The sequence below is a fragment of the Dactylosporangium sp. NPDC050588 genome (genome assembly GCF_040654975.1).
Taxonomy (GTDB): domain Bacteria; phylum Actinomycetota; class Actinomycetes; order Mycobacteriales; family Micromonosporaceae; genus Dactylosporangium; species Dactylosporangium maewongense.
Genome location: NZ_JBFAJA010000025.1, coordinates 22,690 through 42,486 on the forward strand (window position 1 = coordinate 22,690; position 19,797 = coordinate 42,486).

The following is a 19,797-nucleotide window of genomic DNA, read 5'->3' on the forward strand; positions in this document are numbered from 1 at the left end:
GCGAAGCTTACACACTTTTTCCGGACATTTCGCATTTTGGCTAATGTACGACTGGCGCACGGCCATCTGGCCTCGCAGGCTCGGCTCCCCTCCCGCCTCCGCCCCCACCCGGCCGCCGGCGGGACCAGGCACCCAGTCGAAGGCGCCCGGGCCGCGCCGCACGATCACGTGCGGCTCCGGTGCCCCCGGCCGGCAGCGTCCGGGGATCACCGCCGCCGTCCGCGGCGTCGGGGCGGCTTCCTGGCGGCGTCGGGGCGGCCTCCTGAAGGCTTCCTGGCGGTCTGACAAATTGCGGCGCGCGATGCCCCCTGTTGATCGACGTCCCGGACTAGGGTGTGCTACCACCGACGCTCGGGAGGAGACTGCCGTGACCCTGGAGGCACAGGCACAGAAGCTCGTCGCCGGCCTGGTGCGGGTCGCCGTCATGGCGCCCACCGACGCACCCCCGCCCGAGCAGTCCCAGCTCCCCCCGCCGCACCGGCAGGTCCTGCTGCTGCTCGGCCGGCGGGACCGCGAGTTCCGCCTGTCCGACCTGGCCGCGGAGCTCGGCTCGTCGGTCGCGGCGACGATGGCGATCGTGTCGCCGCTCATCGCCGAGGGCCTGGTGGAGATGCGGCCGGCGCCGTCCTACGCCGCGCACGACATGCGGATCGCGGCGACCGACCGCGGGCTGGCGCTGACCCCCGCGCCGTCCAACTGGGCCGAGCGCGTCCTCGGCAGCGTCGAGGAGCTCGACGAGCACGCCCAGGCGCGACTCTTGCGGATCGTCACGACCAGGATCACCGAGCTGCAGCGGGAGGGCCGCATCCCGGTGAGCCGGATGTGCCTGTCGTGCCGGTTCTTCGACGGCTACCGCCACCCCGGCACCGAGGCGCCGCACCACTGCTGGTTCGTCGACGCCCCGTTCGGTTACCGGGAGCTACGACTGCACTGCCCTGACCACATTCCGGGCGGAAGCTCACCACGGTCCGGGTGAACGACCCCCTCACGCGCTGCACTCGCCCCCGGGTGCTCATATGCTGTGCCTGATGAACGCGCGGGGTGAGTCATGTCAATGTCGGTGACGGTCAATGTGTTGATGGACGGGTCCACGGTGGTCTCCGTCCGGGGCGAGATCGACCACGGGACCGCGACGACGCTCCGTCAGGACCTGGTGGCCGCCGCGACCCAGCGCCGGCCGAGCGTGCTGCGGGTCGACCTGGGGCTCGTCACGTTCCTCGACTCGGCCGCGGTCGGCGCGCTCGTGGGCGCGCAGCGCGAGGCGGGCGTCGAGGGCGTCCGCCTGGTCATCCACCGCGCCAGCCCGTTCGTGATCCGCCAGCTGAAGGTGGCCGGCGTCCACGAGCTCCTCGGCGCGCCGCCCGAAGCCGACCCGGACCAGATCACCTTCTGAGCCGGCGAAGGGCCGGCGACCGGCCGGCGACGGGCCGGCGACGGGCCGGCGCACCGCGGGCCGGGCCCCACCCGAGGCCGCCGGGGCGCTACGAGCCCGCGCTGTCCGCCTGGACCGGGGCGGGGGCGACCTGGGCCGGCACGGTGTGGTCCCAGCGGTCGGGGGCGGGGCGCACGTCGTCGTGCGGGAAGACCCAGGCCCGGTATGCCCACAGCCGGAACAGCATCGCGAGGGCCGTGCCGAGCACCATGCCGAAGCCGAAGTCGGAGATCTCCTCGACGAGGGCGCTGACCGCCGGCTCCTGCAGCCCGAAGATGTACCGCGCTACGAACAACGGCGCCGCGTTGACCGCGACGCCGATGCCGTTGATGACCAGGTAGAGCGCCATCTCATGATGGCGGCGCCGGCCGCCCCGGGTCCGGAAGGACCATTCGCGGTTCAGGAAGTACGACACCACCGACGCGACCACGTTCGCGATCGTGAGCGCGGTGACCGGCTTGTGCTCCAGCACGGTCAGCCGGAGCCCGTAGTTGACCAGCAGCGTGACCGCGTAGCAGAACCCGCCGACGATCACGAACTTGACCGTCTCACGGTGCCGCCGCATCCGCTGCGCCACGGGGCCGGGGAGCCAGTTGAGGGTCCGGTCAGTGAGCCGCATCGGCCGGACTATACCCGGCGAACCTTGCGACACGCCCGTTGTCGGGCTCCGGTTCCCACCCCCGTCCGTCACCGCTCACCCGTGCACACCGACGCCCCCGGCGTGACCGCGGCGGCCGCGTCCACCGGCCCCACGACCACGCAATACGCGACCACCGGATCGACGCCCTTCACCACGTACGACGTCGTGCCCGGCGGCACCTGCGCCAGCACCACCGCGGGCCCGCCGTCGCGTGAAAGCGCCACGACCGCCGTGCTCTCCAACCCCGTCCAGGTGACGGCGAGGGCCGTCCCGTCGTCCCGCAGCCGGAGGTCCCGCACCCTCGCCGGCGCGCCCTCTCCCTGCCCGGCCGCCGCCTCCTCCCCGGCCCGGGGAGCGGCCGTGCCGGTCGGTCCGGCCGGTGGCTTCGCGGTGGTCCGGTCCGGGGCGCCGCCCTGGCCCCACGGGATCGAGACCGCGGCGACGACCAGCGCGCCGGCCGCGACCGCGACCACCGCCTTCAACGGCACCACGACCCGCCGCTCCCCCGTGGTACGACTCCTGTCGCCGGGACCGGAAGCCTCGTGCGTCACGGCGGGGGCGTCCACGACCGCGGGAGGACGCACGACGCGCTCCCGCGCCACGGCGGGGGCGTCCACGACCGCGGGAGGACGCACGACGCGCTCCCGCGCCACGGCCTCGGGCACCACGGCCGGCACCTGGACGCGCCGCTCCGCCGGCTCCGGCAGTGGCTCCGGCAGTGGCTCCGGATCATCGACGTCCTCCGCCGCGACGTCCGCGGCGAAGGACCGCGCATCAGCGGCCTCCGGGGCATCGCCGGCCACCGCCGCCGCCTCCCGGAGCACGGGCGCGGGGTGCAGCAGGGCGGCGGGCATCGGGGGCTCGACGGCGGCGAGCTCCCACTCCATCGCCTTCGTGAACGGATGACGGTTGCCGAGCCGGGACCGCGCCGCCGCGTGCGCGACGGTGAACAGGCGGCGCGCCGCGGGGACGTTGCCGTCGTCGCGGTGCAGGGCGGCGAGCTCCGCGGCGATCCGGATGGTGTCCAGGTCGTCGGCGCCGTACTCCCGGCGGTGCACGGCGTAGGCGGCGTTGAGCATGGCGAGGGCGAGCGGGCGCTGGCCGCGGTCACGTTGCAGGAGCGCGAGGTTGACGCGGGCGAGACGGATGACCCGGGCCGCCTCCGCGCCGGTGACGGGGTCGGTCTCGTCGACGCCGCTGTCCAGGACGCGGTGGTAGAGCGCCTCGGCGGCGTCCCACTCGTCGTAGTCGTGCCGGACGGCGGCGAGCACGGCCCAGGCGTGCACCGTGGACACGTCCGACGGCCCGTACACCTGCTCGGCCTGCGTGGCGACGGCGTCCGCGAGGTCATAGGCTGCGGCGAGGTCACCGAGCTCGCGCAGCGCCTCGGCGAGCAGCCGGCGGGCCGTGAGCCGGTCACCGTCCGGCAGCCCTGGCTCGTCCAGCAGGGCCCGCGCGGCCTCCTGGGCGCCGTGCAGGTCCCAGGTGGCGACGAGCTCCTCGACGGCGGCGAGACGGGCGCCGAAGCCCCGCTTCGGCAGCGGGACGGGACCCGCGGTGGTATCGACGCTACTCACAGCCTTCCCTCCGCCCGAGAGCCTAGAGGGAACGGTGACGCAACGCCAGCCTTCGATCACGATGCGCGTAGATGGCGTCGGCTCCGGCAGCCTGCCACGTCGCTGCCGGAGCCGAGCCGTCCCGCGTTACCGCGTCGTAAGCCCGCGGGCGCCGCACACTGTGAACGTTCGGCCGCGCGGCCGGAGCCTTAAGAAGAAACAGGGTGCAGGCCCTGAGAATTCAGCCGAGCAGCCGGCGGTACAGGCGCAGATAGTCCTCGACCATCCTGTCGGCGGAGAAGCGGCTCACCGCGTGCCCGCGGACCTGGTGGCGGTCGAGCTTGAGCGCGTCGTCGAGCACCTCCACCGCCTCGGCGGCGGACCCCGCCAGGTATCCGGTGACCCCCTGGTCCACCACCTCCGGCATCGAACCGAGCGGATACGCCACGACGGGCGTGCCGCACATCATCGCCTCGACGACCGACAGGCCGAACGGCTCCGCGAAGCCGATCGGGTGCAGCAGCGCGGCGGCGGCGCCGAGGACGTCGGCGCGGTCGGTGGGGCCGATGTTGCCGAGGTACACGATCTGCTCGCCGTCGATCTGGGGCAGGACCTCCTCGGCGTGGTACCGCTCGTCGTGGACGGGGCCGGCGATGAGCAGCCGCCGGCCGGCGGCGCGGGCGATCCGGATCGCCTCGGCGGTGCCCTTGTCGGGGTGGATGCGGCCGAACGCGACGAGCGAGTCGCCCGGCGCGGCCCGGAACGGGAACTGCGCGACGTCGATGCCGTGGTAGATCGTGGCGGCGTAGTCGAGGCCGGGGCCCCGGTCGGCGTCGGAGATGGACACGAACGCCGAACGGGCCCGCTGGTACGCGGGGAGGATCGACGGCGAGCAGAAGCCGTGCACGGTCGTGACGAGCGGCGCCCGGCAGAACCCGCTCATCGCGAGGGGCAGCCAGTCCAGGTTGTTGTGCACGAGGTCGAACCCGGCGCTGCGTTCGAAACAGTGCGCCACGTGCAGCGCCTCCCAGATCCTCCCGTCGTAGGAGGTGTCCTCGTTGTACGGGCGCTCGACGACCCCGTCGAGGCGGGCGGCGGTGACCGAGTCGAGGCTGGCGAAGAGCGTGACGTCGACGCCGCGCGCGACGAGCCCCTCGGCGAGCAGGGAGACGACCTGTTCCCACGGCCCGTACGCGCGGGGCGGGGTCCGCCAGGCGATCGGTCCCAGCAGTGCGACCTTCATCCGCGCTCCCTACCCGTCATGTGGCACTCGAACCCGTCCATCTTCGCCCTGCTCAGTTACGCCACCCGGCTGCCGATAGGCAGGTCAGCCGAATCAGCGACAAGGAGACCGATGACCGCATGGCGCTGGTATGCGGGGCTGGGGCTCGGCGCGGTGGTCGTCGGCGCGTTCCTGCCGGTCATCCCGCGCCAGGCGCTGTACTCGCTGGTCGGCGCCTCGACCGTGGTCGCGGTGGTCGTCGGGGTGCGGCGCCACCGTCCGGCGCACCCGCGCGCGTGGTGGCTGTTCACCGCCGGCCTGGCCTGCTCGGTGCTGGGCGCGGTGGCGTGGGCGGTCGACTACACGCTGACCGGTGAGGTCGGCTTCCCGTCGGCGAAGGACGCGCTGTTCCTCGCCGCGTACCCGTTCCTCGGCGGCGGCCTGGTCAGCTGGGTGCGCCGCGACCCGCGCCGGCCGCGCTGGGAGCGGCTCATCGACTCCGGCATCGTCGCGTCCGGGGTGGCGGCGCTGAGCTGGACGTTCATCGTGCATCCGGTGCTGGCCGGCGCGCGCTTCGACGTCCCGCACCGGATCAGTCATGTGATGTACGCGGGGATCGACCTCCTGCTGGTCGTGGCGACGACCCGGATGGCCTTCACCAGCAGCGTGCGCAACGCCGCCCACCGGCTCGTGTGCGTGGCGGCGGCGACGCTCATCACCGGCGACATCGTGTACTACGTCGCGATCGCCTGGACCGGCGACCCGAAGGGCGACCGTGTCTCCGCGGCGCTGTACCTGTGCGCGTACGCGCTGATGGGCACCGGCGCGCTGCACCCGTCGATGGCGCAGGCCGCGGGCCGCCCGGAGCGCCCGCAGCAGGTGATCCCGCGGCGGCGGATCTACCTGTACTCCGTGCTGTCGCTGATCGGTCCGGTCATCGCGATCACGATGCTGCTGGTCGCGGCGCCGCTGCCGTCGCGGTCGTGGGCGGTCGTGCCCCTCGCCACGTCGATCGTCACGTCGGTGCTGCTCATCGCCCGGTTGAGCCAGCTCGTCCAGTTCGCGCACCGGCGGGTGGAGGAGCTCGACGCGCACGCGCTCGCCCTCGGCGCGGCGCTGCGCGAGCAGGAGGCGCTGCGGCAGCAGCTGACGCACCGGGCGCTGCACGACGCGCTCACCGGCCTCGGCAACCGCGCGCTGCTGCAGGAGCGCCTCGAGCACGCCCTGACCCGCACGAACGCGGCCCACGGCCTGCTGCTGCTGGACCTGGACGGCTTCAAGGACGTCAACGACTCGTTCGGCCACCCGGTCGGCGACGCGCTGCTGATGGAGGTCGCGGCGCGACTGCTCGGCGAGGTCGACACCGCCGACACGCTGGTCCGGCTCGGCGGCGACGAGTTCGCCATCCTCCTGGAGGACGTGCCGGTGCTGCGGGTGAACGCGGTCGGTCAGGCGATCGTCGACGCCCTCGCCCAGCCGTACGACATCGGCGGCCGGGAGCTGAACGTCACCACCAGCGTGGGGACCCTGCTGGTGCGCGCCCCGACGACACCCGCGGAGGCGCTGCAGCTCGTGGACCTCGCCCTGTACGCGGCGAAGGCGGCGGGCAAGAACCGGCTCGCCGCCTACGAGCCGCGGCTGGCCAGCGAACGGCACGAGCACATGCGCCTGTCGGCGGAGCTGCGGCGGGCCGTGGCGAACGACGAGTTCACGGTCAACTACCAGCCGGTGGTGGACCTGTCGACCGGCCGGGTCACCGCGGTCGAGGCGCTGCTGCGCTGGAGCCCCGACGGGCGGCCGGTGCCGCCGATGGAGTTCATCCCCATCGCCGAGCAGTACGGCCTGATCGTCCCGATCGGTGCATGGGTGCTGCGGCAGGCGTGCCGCGACGTCCGCTCCTGGCATGACAGGTTCGGCATCTCCGTCACCGTCAACGTGTCCGGCCGCCAGCTGCGCGAGCCGGACTTCGCGCGGACGGTCCTCTCGGCGCTGCGGGAAGCGGACCTTCCCGGCGGCGCGCTGATCCTGGAGATCACCGAGACGGTGCTGGTGTCGTCGTCGACGGAGAGCGACGACGTGACGGCGCTGCTGTCGGCGCTGCGCGAGGAGGGCGTGCGGGTCGCCGTCGACGACTTCGGCACCGGGTACTCGTCGCTGGCCTACCTGCGCCACCTGCCGGTCGACATCTTGAAGATCGACCGCGCGTTCACGCCGGAGGGCGGGATGGCGGAGGAGATGGCGTTCACGCGGGCGATCGTCGAGCTGGGCAACAGCCTGCGCCTGTCGGCGATCGCCGAGGCGGTCGAGACGCCGGAGCAGGCGGACCGGCTGCGCGAGCTGGACTGCCCGCAGGCCCAGGGGTACCACTTCTCCAGGCCGCTGCCGGCCGACGCCCTCGACGAGGTCCTCACCGCGGGCGACGGCGTCCTGCACGGCACCCCCACCCCCGCCACGACCTGACCGCGACGTCCGCACGGGGCTTGCAGCCTGCCGGGACGGAAGGAGGACCCGGGGTGGGCCGGGTCCTCCTCAGGTGTGACTGTCGGTCTGCGGTTCACCAGTCCTTGATCCAGGTGACCTTGGTGTCGAGCCACTCGTTGAGGCGGGCGACCTGGTCGACGTCGGTGTCGAGCCAGCTGACCTGCCCGGTGATGGCGAGGATCGCGAAGACGACGGCGGTGCCGCTGAACAGCACGCCGAGGGTGCCGAGGCCGCGGCCGGCGACGTGGCGGCGGGCGCCGGCGAGGATGCCGCCGAAGGACAGCAGCAGGCCGAGGGCGCCGAGCGGCAGCGCCCACACGGCGAGCAGGCCGGTGAGGGCGGCCGCGACCGCGACGACGCCGGTGATGAGGCCGAGCGTCGACAGCATGCTCGCGCGGGCCGGGCGGCCCGGCTCGGCGACGACCTCCGGCTCGGTGACGATCTCGCGGTCCGTGACGGGCTCGCGGTCGATGACCGGCTTCATGGTCGTCGTGTGCGACTCGCGGCGGTCGGCGATGCCGTCCCGGTCGGTGTCGGTGTCACCGGGCAGCGGGCCGACGGCGGGGATGCGGTGGGTGCGGTCCGAGGTCCGCAGCCGCTTCGACTCGACGCGGTCGTCGATGCCGTCACGGTCCACGTCGACGGTGGGGCCGGCCTTCTGGTCGAGCGTGCGGTCGGCGACCCCGTCGTGGTCGCGGTCGGCCTTGCCGTAGAGGGTGCCGCCCTCGACGCGGTCGTCCACCCCGTCATGGTCCCGATCGACCTTGGGGCCGACCTCGCGGTCGGCGGTGTCGCCCACCTTCTGGTCGAGCGTGCGGTCGTCGACCCCGTCGTGGTCCCGGTCGACCTGGGCGTTGCGCCCGCCGAACAGCTGCCCGATGCGTGCCACGCGTGTTCACCTCCTGTGGAGCGCCCGGCCGCAGGCCCGGGGGGTGGGAGTGCGGCGGATCGGGCGGATGTCGATGCGGTACCCAACGGCGTCTCACCTCAATCGGGTGTCGTTCGTTTGGTGGGGGTATGCCCGGGTATCGCCGGAGGCATGAAGCCTGAACTCACCCATGACGAGATCGAAGCCCGCAGCCGGCTCGGCCGGTTCATCCCGATGGCGAGCCTGCCCGGCGACCGCGACGACCTCCTCGCCGGCGCCACGGACCTCAACGCGCCCGACGACGTGCTCAGCGCGCTGGAGCGGCTGCCGGAGGACGAGACGTTCGAGACGGTGAGCGAGATCTGGGCCGCGCTCGGCCACCGCAACGAGGACGCCCACCACTGACGGAGATCCAGCGGGCCGGGATACCGGTGTACGACCTTGCCGCGACGCACTACCGTCCCGCGGCGTGGAGTGTTCCGTGCTGGGACCGGTCGAGGTGGTGGCCGGCGGAAGGCCCGTCGACCTGGGCGGCTCCCGCCAGCAACTGATCGTGGCGGGGCTGCTGTTCCACTCGGGCCGGGTGGTCGCGGTGCCGGACCTGGTGGAGCTGGTGTGGGACGACGACCCGCCGGTGACCGCCCGCAACCAGCTGCAGACCGGGGTGTACCGCATCCGCCGCCTCCTCGGCGCCGACGGCGAGGCCCTGCGGACCGACCCGGCCGGCTACCGGATCACGCTGCCGGAGGACCGGCTCGACCTGTCCCGCTTCCGGGCGGCACTGCGCCGGGCCCGCACCGAACCGGACCCGGAGGCCGCCGCGCGGCTGTACCGCACCGCCCTCGACGAGTGGCGTGGCACCCCGTTCGCCGGGCTGCCCGGCTCGGTGATCGCCCGGTGGCGCAACTCGCTCGTCGAGCTGCGCTGGGCCGCGACCGAGGAGTGGGCGGAGACCCTGCTGGCCCTGCGCCGGCACCGCGAGGTGGTCGAGCACGCGGCACCGCTCGTCGCCGGCGACCCGCTGCGCGAGCGCCTCGCCGGTGCCGTCATGACCGCCCTGCACCGCGATGGCCGCCAGGCCGAGGCGCTGCACCTCTACCGGCGCACCGTCGAGGCCCTGCGCGACGAGCTCGGCGTCGACCCCGGCCCGCGGCTGCGCGACCTGCACATGGAGGTGCTCCGCGGCACCGCGGAGACGTCGCCGCAGGGACCGGGGCCCAGCGCCCTGCCCCGGACGGTCGCCCGGCTGCGGGGGCGGGAGGAGGAGACCGCGCGGCTGCTGAGGGCGGCCTACGGCCCGTACCGCCTGATCGTCGTCGACGGGATGGCCGGCGTCGGGAAGTCCGCGTTCGCGGTGTCCGCCGCCGAGGCACTGCGGCCCGAGTATCCGGCCGCTCAGCTCTTCGTCGATCTTCAGGGGCACAGCGAGGGCGACCCGGTGTCGCCGGTCGACGCCCTCGGCCTGCTCCTCGCCCAGCTCGGCGAGGCACCGCAGCGCATCCCCGGCGACCTGCCGGGCCGGCAGGTCCTGTGGCGGCGGGCCCTCGCCGGCCGCGGGTCCGTCGTGGTGCTGGACAACGCCGCCGGCGCCGAGCAGGTGCGGCCGCTGCTACCCCCGGCCGACGCGCCGTGCGTGGTGCTCGTGACCAGCCGGACCAGGATCGGGCCGGTCGACGACGCGTTCCTGCTGAAGCTGGAGCCCCTTCCCGTCGATGCCGCGGTGGCGGTGCTGCGGGACGCGGTGGGTGAGCGGGTGGACGCCGAGCCGGAGGCGGCGGTCACGGTGGTCGAACTGTGCGGGCGGCTGCCGTTGGCGGTGCGGCTGATCGCGCACCGGTTGCAGCACCGGCCGCGGTGGAGTCTGGCGGCGATGGTGGAGCGGTTACGGGCCGCGGATCCGCCGCCGATCGCGGTGTCGGCGGAGGGCCACAGCGTGGCGGCGGCGTTCGACGTGTCGTACAGGCAGTTGAGCGGGGCCGAGCAGCGGTGCTTCCGGCTGCTCGGGCTGCATCCGGCGGGTGAGTTCGAGGCGTGGCCGGCGGCCGCGCTGGCCGAAGTGCCGGTCGGGCAGGCCCGGGAGCTGCTGGACCGGCTGGTGGAGGTGCACCTGCTGGAGGAGGACCAGCCCGGCCGGTACCGGCTGCACGACCTGCTGCGCGAGTTCGCCGCCACCCTGGTGACCGAGGAGGAACGGGCGGCCGCGACCACCCGGCTGCTCGACTACTACCTGCACACGGTCGCCGCCGTGAACCGCCCCCTGGAGCTGATCCAGGCGATCGCACCGGACGTGCGGCCGGACGCGTTCCAGCGGTCCTTCTCCGACGAGCACGAGCGCCTGCTCTGGTTGCGGGCGGCGTGGCCCGCCGTCGTCGCCCTCGCCGACGAGGCGCACCGCACCGGCGCGCACCGGCACGCGGTCATGCTGCACCGGGTGCTGTGGCGGTTCGCCAACAACGAGGGGCGGGCCGAGATCGCCGAACGGCTCGGCCTGCAGGCCATCGCGTCCGCGTCCGCGCTCGGCGACGACGGGCTGATCGCGCTCGCCAGCAACTGGCACGCCGGCACGACGATGCGGCTGGGGCGCAGCACGGAGAACATCAGGCACCTGGAGCGCGCCGCGGCGCACTACGTCACGGCCGGCATGCCGCAGGAGGTCAGCCGCGTCCAGGTCAACCTCGGCATCGTGTGCCGCGCCGCCGGATGGCTCGCCGAAGGCATGGAGCACCTGCGCACGTTCCGCGAGCTGAACAAGGAGCACGCCAGCACGCCGTTGGCCCTCTTCGAGACCGGCGCGACCGAGCTCCTGCTGGGGCGGCCCGCCCAGGCCCGCGTGACGTTGCGCGACGCGGCGCTGCACATGCACCGCATCGGCGCGACCCTGCAGCTCGCCAACCTGTGCAACGAGTTCGCCGGGGCGCACCTCGCGCTCGGCCACCCGCGGCTGGCGCTGCTGCTGTTCACCCGCGGCCATCGGATGAACCGGGAGGCCGGCAGCAGGGCCGGCGTCGTCGAGGCGCTGTGCGGGATGGGCCGCACGCACGCGGTGCTCGGCGACCCCGACGCGGCACTGCGCTGCCATCACGAGGCATCCGAGCAGGTCCGCGACCTGGCGCCGTTCTTCGAGGCCAGCGCCCGCAACGACCTCGGCACCACGCTGACCCTGCTCGGGCGGACCGGCGACGCGATCGCCGCGCACGAGCTGGCGCTGCGCCTCGCCGAGCTGACCGAACGACGCTACGAGCGGGCCCGCGCGCACGCCGGGATCGCCGACGCGCTGCGGCGCGAGGAGCGGGACGACACGGCCGAGCGGGCCGCGGCGCGGGCGTTGTTCGAGGCGTGCGGCCTGGACCCCGCGGCGGTGGCGCGGGCCTCAGAGCCGGCGCAGCAGCTTGTGCTCCTCAACGACCGGCACTGACAACGTCTTGTAGCCGACCTCGTCGAACAGGACCGTCATGTGCTCGCCGGCGTACGACATGACGACGCCCTTGCCCCACTCGCCGTGGCGGACCTCGCTGTGGACCGGGAACGGCACGTCGGCCGTGGCGGCGAGCCCGGCCTGCGCGCTGCCGTCGTGGCAGTTGTCGCAGTGGCCGCAGGTGCCCTCGAGGTGCTCGCCGAAGTATGCCAGCAGCGTCCGGCCGCGGCACAGCTCCGTCTCGGCGAAAGTGCGCATCATGTCCAGGCGCGACCGCGACAGCGTCTGCTGCCGCTCGGCCTGCTCCTCCGCGAGCTCCGCCGCCTTCGCGGGGGTCGGCGCCCACCGGGGTGCCTTGACCTTGCTGCCGTGCAGCAGCTGCGCGCCGCCGACCTCCTCCAGGAGGCTCAGCAGCTGCCCGAGCTTGCGCGCGCCGAGGCCGGTGCGCTCCTCCAGCTCGTCGCGGGTGACCGCCTCGGGCGCGACGGAGCGCAGCAGCGCCGCGAGGGAGCTGACCTCCTCGCGGTCGACGGAGACGTTCGTGAAGAACTTCCGCAGCCCGGTGTCCTCGGTGCGGTGCAGCAGCAGCACCTGCGCCGGCTTCCCGTCGCGCCCGGCCCGGCCGATCTCCTGCAGGTAGGAGTCGGGCGAGTCCGGCAGCGCGATGTGGTTGACCCAGCGGATGTTGGGCTTGTCGATGCCCATGCCGAACGCGGTCGTCGCGACCATGATCTCGACCTCGTCGGCGAGGAACGCCTCGTGCGCGCGTTCGCGGTCGCCTGCGCTCATGCCGCCGTGGTACGCGACGGCCGGCATGCCCTCCTCGACGAGCCGCTCGGCGAGCTCCTCGGTGGCGCGGCGGGTCGGCGCGTAGATGATCCCGGGCGGCGTGGACTCCTTCAGCCGGGTGAGCAACCGCCGGTAGCGGGTCTGCTCGTCGGGGCAGTGCACCGACTCCAGGAACAGGTTGGGCCGGTCGAGGCCGGTCACGACGATCTCCGGGTCGCGCATGCCGAGCCGCTCGACGATGTCCTCGCGGACCGGCGGCGAGGCGGTCGCGGTGAGCGCGACGATCGGCGGGCGGCCCAGCTCGCGGATGAACTGCCCGAGCTGCAGGTAGTCGGGGCGGAAGTCGTGGCCCCACGCGGAGACGCAGTGCGCCTCGTCGACGGCGACGAGGCTCGGCTTCAGCGCCTTGATCTGGGCGACGCGGGCCGGGTCGGCGAACTGCTCGGGGGTCAGGAACACGAACTCGGCGTCGCCGGCGCGCAGCGCCTCGAGGGCCTCCTCGCGCTCGGCCTTGCCCTCGGCCGAGGACAGCCGCACGGCCTGCAGCGACGCCTGGTTACGGGCGGTCAGCGACGCGATCTGGTCCTGCTGCAGCGCCAGCAGCGGCGAGATGACGATCGTCGGGCCGGGCAGCAGCGGCGCCGGCACCTGGTAGATGGCGGACTTCCCGGCGCCCGTCGGCAGCACCGCCAGGGCGTCGCGCCCCTCCATCAGGGCCTGCATGGCCTGCACCTGCTCGTCTCGCAGCCGGTCCCAGCCGAAGTGTTCCTTCGCGATGCGCCGCAGGTCGTCCGTCATCTGTGGATTCCTCTGGTAGGACGGGAGGTATGCCTATCGAAACACAGGGCGTCGTCGCCCTCGGCAAGGGACGGCCCGTCAGCCTCGAAACCGTCATCGTCCCCGACCCAGGCCCCGGCGAGGCGGTGGTGGAGGTGCAGGCGTGCGGGGTCTGCCACACCGACCTGCACTACCGCGAGGGCGGCATCGGCGACGACTTCCCGTACCTGCTCGGCCATGAGGCCGCCGGGATCGTCTCCGCCGTCGGCCCGGACGTCACCGACGTCGCGCCCGGTGACTTCGTCGTGCTCAACTGGCGGGCCGTCTGCGGGCAGTGCCGGGCGTGCCTGCGCGGGCGTCCCTGGTACTGCTTCAACACCCACAACGCGAAGCAGAAGATGACCCTCGCCGACGGCACCCCGCTGTCGCCGGCCCTCGGGATCGGCGCGTTCCTCAAGTACACCCTGGTCGCCGCCGGTCAGTGCACGAAGGTCGACCCCCGCGCGTCGGCGAGCGTCGCCGGGTTGCTCGGCTGCGGCGTGATGGCCGGCATCGGCGCCGCGATCAACACCGGCAACGTGGGCCGCGGCGACTCGGTCGCGGTGTTCGGCTGCGGCGGCGTCGGCGACGCGGCGATCGTCGGCGCGGTCCTCGCCGGCGCGCGCACGATCATCGGCATCGACGTGGACGTGCGCAAGCTCGCGTGGGCGCAGGAGTTCGGGGCGACGCACGTCATCAACTCGCGCGAGACCGACCCGGTCGAGGCGGTGCGGGCGCTGACCGGCGGGTTCGGCGCGGACGTCGTCATCGAGGCGGTGGGGTCGCCGCAGGTGTACGAGCAGGCCTTCAACGCCCGCGACCTGGCCGGCACGGTGGTGCTCGTCGGCGTGCCGCGCCCCGACATGCAGCTGACCCTGCCGTTCCTGGAGGTCTTCGGCCGGGGCGGCGCGCTGAAGTCCAGCTGGTACGGCGACTGCCTGCCGTCGCGGGACTTCCCGATGCTCGTCGACCTGTACCTGCAGGGACGGCTCCCCCTCGACAAGTTCGTCAGCGCCACCGGCGGCCTGTCGGACGTGGAGGCGGCCTTCCACGAGATGGAGGCGGGCACGGTCCTGCGGACGGTGATCGTGCTGTAAGGCTCTTTTCGGGATGTATCGGTCGCAGCCTTGTTGCCGATAGGTTCCCGATATATCGTCGAACTATCAACGACAGTCGACAACAGGTCGGCGACCGTTCGACGATTGGAAACGATCATGCGATCACGACACGGAGCGATGCTCTTCGACGCGGGTGCCTGGCACCGTGGCTTCGGCGGCTTCATCCCGCCCTTCCCTCCCGGTGGCCCGGGCGGTCCGGGCGGGCGCGGCTGGGGCCACGGGCACGGCCGGGGCGCAGGACGCGGCGGCTGGGGCGGCAAGGGCACGGGCCGGGGCGGCCGCCCCAACGTGCGCCTCGCCGTCCTGGCGCTGCTGCACGAGCGCCCCATGCACGGCTACGAGATGATCCAGGAGCTGGAGAGCCGCACCGGCGGCATCTGGCGGCCGAGCCCCGGCTCGATCTACCCGACGCTCCAGCTGCTCGAGGACGAGGGCCTCATCACGGCCGAGGAGCAGGGCGGGCGCAAGCGCTTCGTCCTGACCGACACCGGCCGCCCCGAGGCCGAGGCCGCCGCACAGAACGCGCCCTGGCAGGAGTACGGCGACGAGAACGTCTCCCAGGCGCAGGAGTTCCGCGACGCCGCGATCGGCATCATGGACGCCCTGCGGCAGGTCGGCTTCAACGGCACCGCCGAGCAGCGCACCCAGGCCCTCGAGGTCCTGACCGAGACGCGCCGCAAGCTGTACGCCATCCTCGCCGACTGATGCCGGCGCACGGGACGACCCACCAGCGATCCACCCGCCTGGTCGGGCGGGTGGATCGCCGCATCTCCGCCCGGGACCACCACGCCGTCTCCACCCGGGGCCGCACGTCATCCCTGAAGCCTGCGGGAGTCGGCGCCTGAAGCCTGCGGGAGTTCGGCGGTGGGCATGGCATCTCTTGCGGTGGATCAGGTGAGCAGCTCGGGTGCTGCCGGGCCGTTCACAAGCACGATACCCCCGCCGAAGAAATCGATCTTCCGCCGGAACAGTCGACCCACGGCGGCATGACCCTCCGTAGTCTACGCTGCCCCGAGCGCCCGGCACGGTGGCCGGGCGGGGTCAGACGGCGGCCGGTTCGCGCTTCTCGGCAGGTTCCTCGGAGATCTTTTTGCGGGTGGCGAGAAACGAGCCGGCGAGAATCAGCACGAAGGCGCCGACGGTCAGTGGGGTGATCTTCTCGTGCAGGACGGCGGCGCCGAGGATGACGGCGACGGCGGGGTTGACGAAGGTGATGACCGTGGCGCGGACGCCGCCGACCTCGGCGACGAGGGCGAAGAACAGCACGAACGCGAGCGCGGTGCACACGACGGCCAGGGTGACGGCGGCGAGGGCGGGGCGGAGGGTCACCGTGCGGGCCAGGGACGGCAGGCCGGGGGCGACGAACGGGGCGAAGAGCAGCGCGCCGGCGGCCAGGGACACGGCGGACACCCCGTAGCGGGGGACGTCGGAGAGCCAGCGTTCGATGATCAGCGGGCCGGACGCGTAGCAGATCACGACGCCGAGGAGCTCCAGGAGCGGGACGGGGCCGCCGGTGGTGCCGTGGAAGCCGACCAGCAGGCCGACGCCGGCGAGGCCGGTGACCAGGCCCGCGATGCGGGTGCCGGAGAGGCGTTCGCGGGCGATGAGGGCGGCGGCCAGGGGTACACCGGCGATGACGAGACCGGTGAAGGCGCTGTCGACCTCCTGTTCGGCGTGGGACAGCAGCAGCCAGGGGATGCCGACCTCGACGACCGTGTAGGCGAGCAGCGGCAGCCACGGGCGCAGTGAGGCCCGGACCTCCTTGCGGTACAGGGCGATCGGCAGCAGCAGGAGCGCGCCGAGGGCGGTGCGGACGAAGACCAGCTCGGCGGGGCCGATGTCGCGGACCGCGACCTTGATCAGCAGGTACGGGATGCCCCACACGACGGACATGGCGATGAAGAGCAACCAGCCACGACGACTCATGCCGGCAGCATCACGCGACGGTGCGCACGGGGTCTTGAACGGAGTTGCGGAACGCGGCCGGGGTGACGCCCGTCACGCGCTTGAACCACCGGGTGAGGTGGGCCTGGTCGGCGAAGCCGACGGCGCCGGCGACCTCGGCGGGGGTGTGGCCGGCGGCGAGGAGGTGGCGGGCGCGGCAGACGCGTTCGAGGACGAGCCAGGCGTGCGGCGGGAAGCCGGTCGCGGCGCGGAAGACGCGCAGCATGTGGAACGGGGACAGTTCGACGCCGTCGGCGAGCTCGCGGAGGTTGGGGGCGCTGCGGAGGTCCGCCATGAGCCGGTCGCGGATCTCGGTGACCTTCCGCCCGGCCGCGGCGTCCTGGGCGGGCAGGGCCGGCGTGCCGGAGGGGGCGTGCGAGCCGTGCCGGCGGACCACCGAGGCGAGGGCCCAGGTGAGCTTCGAGTGGGCGGCGAAGGTGTCGGTACCGGAGGTCAGCGCCTCGTGGGCCGAGCGGATCAGGTGCACGGTGTGCGGGTCGTGGACCACCGCGTCGGCGAAGTGTGCCGGCGCCGCGAAGCCCTCGAAGAGCAGGTCGGCGGGCGGGTAGAAGACGCGGTAGGCCCAGCCGGACGGGTCGGCGGCCTGGCCGTCGTGCGGCTCGCCGGGCTCCAGGATCGCCAGGCTGCCGACGCCCGCCCGGTGCAACGCGCCCCGGTAGTGGAACTGTTCGGCGCCGCAGACCACGACGCCGATGGCGAAGGTCGTGTGGCTGTGCCGGGTGAACGCGTGCCGCCGGTAGTCGGCGGTGAGCAGATCGACCTGGAAGCGGCCGTCGTCCACCCGGGTCCAGCGAGCCGAGTCGGTCATGCGAAAGCCGAAAAAGCAACAAACGCCGAAAAAGCCAAAAACGCCGCGAAAGCCCGGATAGCGGAAAAGAGCGGGGAGGTCATGCGGTCACCGTGTAGCCGAACGGCAGCTCCAGCCGGTGCCGTTCGAGCAGGTCTGCGTCGGCGAGCAGCTCCCGGGTCGGGCCGTCGGCGGCGATCCGGCCGTCGTCGAGGATGACGGAGCGCGGGCAGAGCTCCAGGGCGTACGGCAGGTCGTGGGTCACCATCAGCAGCGTGACCGGCAGCGACCGGAGGATGGCGGCGAGCTCCCGGCGCGACGCGGGGTCGAGGTTGGAGGACGGCTCGTCGAGCACGAGGATCTCCGGCCGCATCGCGAGGACGGTGGCGACGGCGACCCGGCGGCGCTGCCCGAAGGACAGGTGGTGCGGGGCGCGGTCGCGGGCGAAGGCCATCCCGACCGCGTCGAGGGCCTCGTCGACGCGCGCGGCCAGCTCGGCGCCGCGCAGGCCGAGGTTGGCCGGGCCGAAGGCGACGTCCTCGGCGACGGTCGGCATGAAGAGCTGGTCGTCGGGGTCCTGGAAGACGATCCCGACGCGGCGGCGGACCTCCTTCAGCCCGGCCCGGTCGCGCGGCTCGACGGCCAGGCCGCCGACCTCGACGCCGCCGGCGGTCGCCGTGTGGATGCCGTTGAGGTGCAGCACGAACGTGGTCTTGCCGGCGCCGTTGGGGCCCAGCAGGGCGACCCGCTCCCCCTGCGGGACGGTGAGGTCGACGCCGCGCAGCGCCACGTGCCCGTCGGGGTATGCGAAGTGCAGGCCGGTCACCCGCAGGGATGGCGTCACCCGAGCAACGCTACCGTCGCGATCGCGCCGGCGACGACGGGCACCGTGGCGGCCGCCGCCCACTGCCGGGCGGTCGCGCCGCCGCCGGCGAGCGCCAGCGGGATGCGCCCCTCGTAGCCGCGGGAGATCATCGCCAGGTAGACGCGTTCGCCGCGCTCGAAGGCGCGCAGGAACAGCGCGCCGATGCCGGTGGCGAAGCCCTTGATCTGCCACAGGAAGCGCGGGTCGTAGCCGCGGGAGCGCTGCGCGACCCGCATCCGGCGGCCCTCGCCGGCCAGGACGTCGAGGTAGCGCAGCATGAACGTGGCGATGACGGTGATCATCGCCGGGCAGCGCAGCCGGTCGAGGCCGAGCAGCAGGTCGCGTGGGGTGGTGGTGCCGGCGAGCAGCAGCGAGGAGAGCACGCCGAGGGTGCCCTTGGCGATGATGTTCCACATGCCGTAGACCCCGTCGACGGACAGGCTCATGCCGAGCCAGTGCACCCGCTCGCCGTGGCCGAGGAACGGCAGCGCGAACGCGAACAGGATGAACGGCAGCTCGATGAGGGAGCGCAGGGCGAGCCAGCGCAGGCCGATCCGGGCGGTGAGCGCGACCGCCACGATGACGGCGAGGTAGCCGCCGAACGCCCACAGCGCCTCGCGCGGCGTCGCGACGACGGCGACGGTGAACAGGACGCTGGCGGCGATCTTCACCTCGGGCGCCAGGTCGTGTACCGGCGAGCGCCGGTCCACGAACAGTGCGTGGCTGTGCCCGGTCCCCATGTCAGCCCGCCTGATGCGAGGAGCGCGAGGATCGACCGGCGCGCAGCAGCCAGAAGACGCCGCCGCCGAGCGCGAACGTGGCGACGACCCCGATCGCCCCGGACAGGCCGGTGGAGAGGAAGTCGTTGCCGATGCCGCGCAGCCCGTACCCGGCGAGGGGGCTGTCCTTGGTGGCGTTGTCCGTCTCCGACTGCGCCATGCAGGTGCCGCCGGTGATGTGGTCGTCGGCGTCGAAGGTGCAGCCCTCCCGGGCGACGGAGTCGAGGCCGTCGGGGTGGCCGGAGGCGTAGTTGCTGACCACGCCGGCGAGCAGCAGCGCGGCGATCAGGCCGCTGAGGATGAACCAGGTCGACTTCTTCATGCCGTGACCGCCTCACTGACGACCGGACGCCGCAGGTTGCGGACCGCGTAGACGAGGTCGGGGCGGACCTTCGCCACGTAGGTGACGGTGAGCGCGGTGATGACGCCCTCGCCGAGCCCAATCAGCAGGTGCGTGCCGGCCATGGCGGCGGCGATCGCGCCGAGGGACCTGCCGACGTCGGTGGCGCCGCCGAGGGCGTACTGGAGGACGAAGCCCTGCGAGGCGACCGTCACCGACACGACGCTGGCGATCACGGCGGTCGCGGTCAGCGTCCAGGTGCGCCGGGGCAGCACCCGCAGCAGGGTGGCGACGACCAGGTAGCCGGCGGCGGTGCCGAGCAGCGCCATGTTGGTGACGTTGAGCCCGAGGGCGGTGACGCCGCCGTCGCTGAAGATCAGTGCCTGCACGACGAGGACGATCGTGACGCAGATCGCGCCGAGGTAGGGCCCGACGAGGATCGCGGCGAGGGTGCCGCCGAGCAGGTGGCCGCTGACCCCGGGCAGCACCTGGAAGTTGAGCATCTGCACGGCGAAGATGAACGCCGCGACCAGGCCCGCCATGGGCACGAGCCGGTCGTCGAGCTCGCGCCGGCCCTGGATGAAGCACAGGGCGAGCCCGGCGAGGGCGACACCGGCGAACAGCACCGCGATCTGGTTGTCGATGATCCCGTTGGAGATGTGCATGGCTACCGCAGGCATGCCATGCAGCCTATTGCCGACGCCACGTTGTTGCCAAGAGTTTG

17 protein-coding genes and 1 pseudogene are annotated in these 19,797 nt (G+C 73.2%); 7 read left to right on the plus strand and 11 right to left on the minus strand.

Going from position 1 to position 19,797, the window contains the following annotated elements:
- Nucleotides 1–367 precede the first annotated feature (367 nt).
- Nucleotides 368–976, plus strand: coding sequence for a hypothetical protein (locus AB0I21_RS19005; RefSeq protein ID WP_360562700.1), 609 nt, complete (start codon nucleotides 368–370; stop codon nucleotides 974–976).
- A 78-nt stretch (nucleotides 977–1,054) separates the two neighbouring features.
- Nucleotides 1,055–1,393, plus strand: coding sequence for an STAS domain-containing protein (locus AB0I21_RS19010; protein WP_344503237.1), 339 nt, complete (start codon nucleotides 1,055–1,057; stop codon nucleotides 1,391–1,393).
- Nucleotides 1,394–1,481: 88 nt separating this feature from the next.
- Here the strand turns inward: AB0I21_RS19010 and AB0I21_RS19015 are convergent, their stop codons facing one another.
- The 3 genes from AB0I21_RS19015 to AB0I21_RS19025 form a co-directional block, all read right to left on the minus strand.
- Complete coding sequence (locus AB0I21_RS19015) at nucleotides 1,482–2,051, minus strand: GtrA family protein (RefSeq protein WP_360562702.1); 570 nt, start codon at nucleotides 2,049–2,051, stop codon at nucleotides 1,482–1,484.
- Nucleotides 2,052–2,119: 68 nt separating this feature from the next.
- Nucleotides 2,120–3,649: a tetratricopeptide repeat protein gene (locus tag AB0I21_RS19020; RefSeq protein ID WP_360562703.1), complete on the minus strand. Its 1,530-nt coding sequence runs from the start codon at nucleotides 3,647–3,649 to the stop codon at nucleotides 2,120–2,122.
- A 220-nt stretch (nucleotides 3,650–3,869) separates the two neighbouring features.
- Nucleotides 3,870–4,871 carry a glycosyltransferase family 4 protein gene (locus AB0I21_RS19025; protein WP_344502838.1) on the minus strand — a complete coding sequence of 334 codons (1,002 nt, stop codon included), beginning with the start codon at nucleotides 4,869–4,871 and terminating at the stop codon, nucleotides 3,870–3,872.
- Between the two features lie 111 nt (nucleotides 4,872–4,982).
- Here AB0I21_RS19025 and AB0I21_RS19030 point away from each other — a divergent pair, with 111 nt between their 5' ends.
- Nucleotides 4,983–7,310 (plus strand): GGDEF domain-containing protein, encoded by a 2,328-nt coding sequence (locus AB0I21_RS19030; RefSeq protein WP_360562705.1) that lies wholly within the window; start codon nucleotides 4,983–4,985, stop codon nucleotides 7,308–7,310.
- Between the two features lie 94 nt (nucleotides 7,311–7,404).
- Here the strand turns inward: AB0I21_RS19030 and AB0I21_RS19035 are convergent, their stop codons facing one another.
- Nucleotides 7,405–8,220: a hypothetical protein gene (locus AB0I21_RS19035; protein ID WP_360562707.1), complete on the minus strand. Its 816-nt coding sequence runs from the start codon at nucleotides 8,218–8,220 to the stop codon at nucleotides 7,405–7,407.
- Nucleotides 8,221–8,382: 162 nt separating this feature from the next.
- Here AB0I21_RS19035 and AB0I21_RS19040 point away from each other — a divergent pair.
- Nucleotides 8,383–8,604, plus strand: a pseudogene (locus AB0I21_RS19040) (DUF2795 domain-containing protein); the annotation flags it as partial.
- 76 nt (nucleotides 8,605–8,680) lie between these two features.
- Nucleotides 8,681–11,614, plus strand: a complete 2,934-nt coding sequence (locus tag AB0I21_RS19045; RefSeq protein WP_360562709.1) for a BTAD domain-containing putative transcriptional regulator — start codon at nucleotides 8,681–8,683, stop codon at nucleotides 11,612–11,614.
- Here AB0I21_RS19045 and AB0I21_RS19050 read toward each other — a convergent pair.
- Nucleotides 11,570–13,201: an ATP-dependent DNA helicase RecQ gene (locus AB0I21_RS19050; protein ID WP_360562711.1), complete on the minus strand. Its 1,632-nt coding sequence runs from the start codon at nucleotides 13,199–13,201 to the stop codon at nucleotides 11,570–11,572. The two genes, AB0I21_RS19045 and AB0I21_RS19050, sit on opposite strands and share 45 nt — an antisense overlap.
- A gap of 29 nt (nucleotides 13,202–13,230) precedes the next feature.
- Between AB0I21_RS19050 and AB0I21_RS19055 the strand changes: the two genes are divergently transcribed.
- Nucleotides 13,231–14,316 (plus strand): S-(hydroxymethyl)mycothiol dehydrogenase, encoded by a 1,086-nt coding sequence (locus AB0I21_RS19055; protein ID WP_344502843.1) that lies wholly within the window; start codon nucleotides 13,231–13,233, stop codon nucleotides 14,314–14,316.
- Between the two features lie 117 nt (nucleotides 14,317–14,433).
- Nucleotides 14,434–15,042, plus strand: a complete 609-nt coding sequence (locus AB0I21_RS19060) for a PadR family transcriptional regulator (protein WP_354903097.1) — start codon at nucleotides 14,434–14,436, stop codon at nucleotides 15,040–15,042.
- A gap of 336 nt (nucleotides 15,043–15,378) precedes the next feature.
- On the opposite strand, the gene AB0I21_RS19065 is transcribed toward AB0I21_RS19060, so the two are convergent.
- The 6 genes from AB0I21_RS19065 to AB0I21_RS19090 form a co-directional block, all read right to left on the minus strand.
- Complete coding sequence (locus tag AB0I21_RS19065) at nucleotides 15,379–16,263, minus strand: EamA family transporter (RefSeq protein ID WP_360562714.1); 885 nt, start codon at nucleotides 16,261–16,263, stop codon at nucleotides 15,379–15,381.
- Between the two features lie 10 nt (nucleotides 16,264–16,273).
- Entirely contained in the window at nucleotides 16,274–17,110 is an 837-nt protein-coding gene (locus tag AB0I21_RS19070; protein ID WP_360562716.1) for an AraC family transcriptional regulator, read from the minus strand.
- Nucleotides 17,111–17,189: 79 nt separating this feature from the next.
- Nucleotides 17,190–17,933, minus strand: coding sequence for an ATP-binding cassette domain-containing protein (locus AB0I21_RS19075; protein WP_344502847.1), 744 nt, complete (start codon nucleotides 17,931–17,933; stop codon nucleotides 17,190–17,192).
- The gene (cbiQ, locus tag AB0I21_RS19080; protein WP_360562719.1) at nucleotides 17,930–18,694 is read right to left on the minus strand and encodes a cobalt ECF transporter T component CbiQ; all 765 of its coding nucleotides are present in this window, start codon (nucleotides 18,692–18,694) and stop codon (nucleotides 17,930–17,932) included. The genes AB0I21_RS19075 and cbiQ overlap by 4 nt, the downstream gene beginning before the upstream one ends.
- Nucleotide 18,695: 1 nt before the next feature.
- Entirely contained in the window at nucleotides 18,696–19,055 is a 360-nt protein-coding gene (locus AB0I21_RS19085; protein ID WP_360562721.1) for a PDGLE domain-containing protein, read from the minus strand.
- Nucleotides 19,052–19,753 (minus strand): energy-coupling factor ABC transporter permease, encoded by a 702-nt coding sequence (locus AB0I21_RS19090; protein WP_360562723.1) that lies wholly within the window; start codon nucleotides 19,751–19,753, stop codon nucleotides 19,052–19,054. The genes AB0I21_RS19085 and AB0I21_RS19090 overlap by 4 nt, the downstream gene beginning before the upstream one ends.
- Nucleotides 19,754–19,797: the final 44 nt, after the last annotated feature.

Excerpts from the sequence above, each read along its gene's own strand:
- AB0I21_RS19010 (WP_344503237.1), top strand. The coding sequence starts at position 1,055 with ATGTCGGTGACGGTCAATGTGTTGATGGACGGGTCCACGGTGGTCTCC.
- AB0I21_RS19015 (WP_360562702.1), bottom strand. The coding sequence starts at position 2,051 with ATGCGGCTCACTGACCGGACCCTCAACTGGCTCCCCGGCCCCGTGGCG.
- AB0I21_RS19025 (WP_344502838.1), bottom strand. The coding sequence starts at position 4,871 with ATGAAGGTCGCACTGCTGGGACCGATCGCCTGGCGGACCCCGCCCCGC.
- AB0I21_RS19030 (WP_360562705.1), top strand. The coding sequence starts at position 4,983 with ATGACCGCATGGCGCTGGTATGCGGGGCTGGGGCTCGGCGCGGTGGTC.
- AB0I21_RS19050 (WP_360562711.1), bottom strand. The coding sequence starts at position 13,201 with ATGACGGACGACCTGCGGCGCATCGCGAAGGAACACTTCGGCTGGGAC.
- AB0I21_RS19055 (WP_344502843.1), top strand. The coding sequence starts at position 13,231 with ATGCCTATCGAAACACAGGGCGTCGTCGCCCTCGGCAAGGGACGGCCC.
- AB0I21_RS19060 (WP_354903097.1), top strand. The coding sequence starts at position 14,434 with ATGCGATCACGACACGGAGCGATGCTCTTCGACGCGGGTGCCTGGCAC.
- AB0I21_RS19065 (WP_360562714.1), bottom strand. The coding sequence starts at position 16,263 with ATGAGTCGTCGTGGCTGGTTGCTCTTCATCGCCATGTCCGTCGTGTGG.
- AB0I21_RS19070 (WP_360562716.1), bottom strand. The coding sequence starts at position 17,110 with ATGACCGACTCGGCTCGCTGGACCCGGGTGGACGACGGCCGCTTCCAG.
- cbiQ (WP_360562719.1), bottom strand. The coding sequence starts at position 18,694 with ATGGGGACCGGGCACAGCCACGCACTGTTCGTGGACCGGCGCTCGCCG.
- AB0I21_RS19085 (WP_360562721.1), bottom strand. The coding sequence starts at position 19,055 with ATGAAGAAGTCGACCTGGTTCATCCTCAGCGGCCTGATCGCCGCGCTG.
- AB0I21_RS19090 (WP_360562723.1), bottom strand. The coding sequence starts at position 19,753 with ATGCCTGCGGTAGCCATGCACATCTCCAACGGGATCATCGACAACCAG.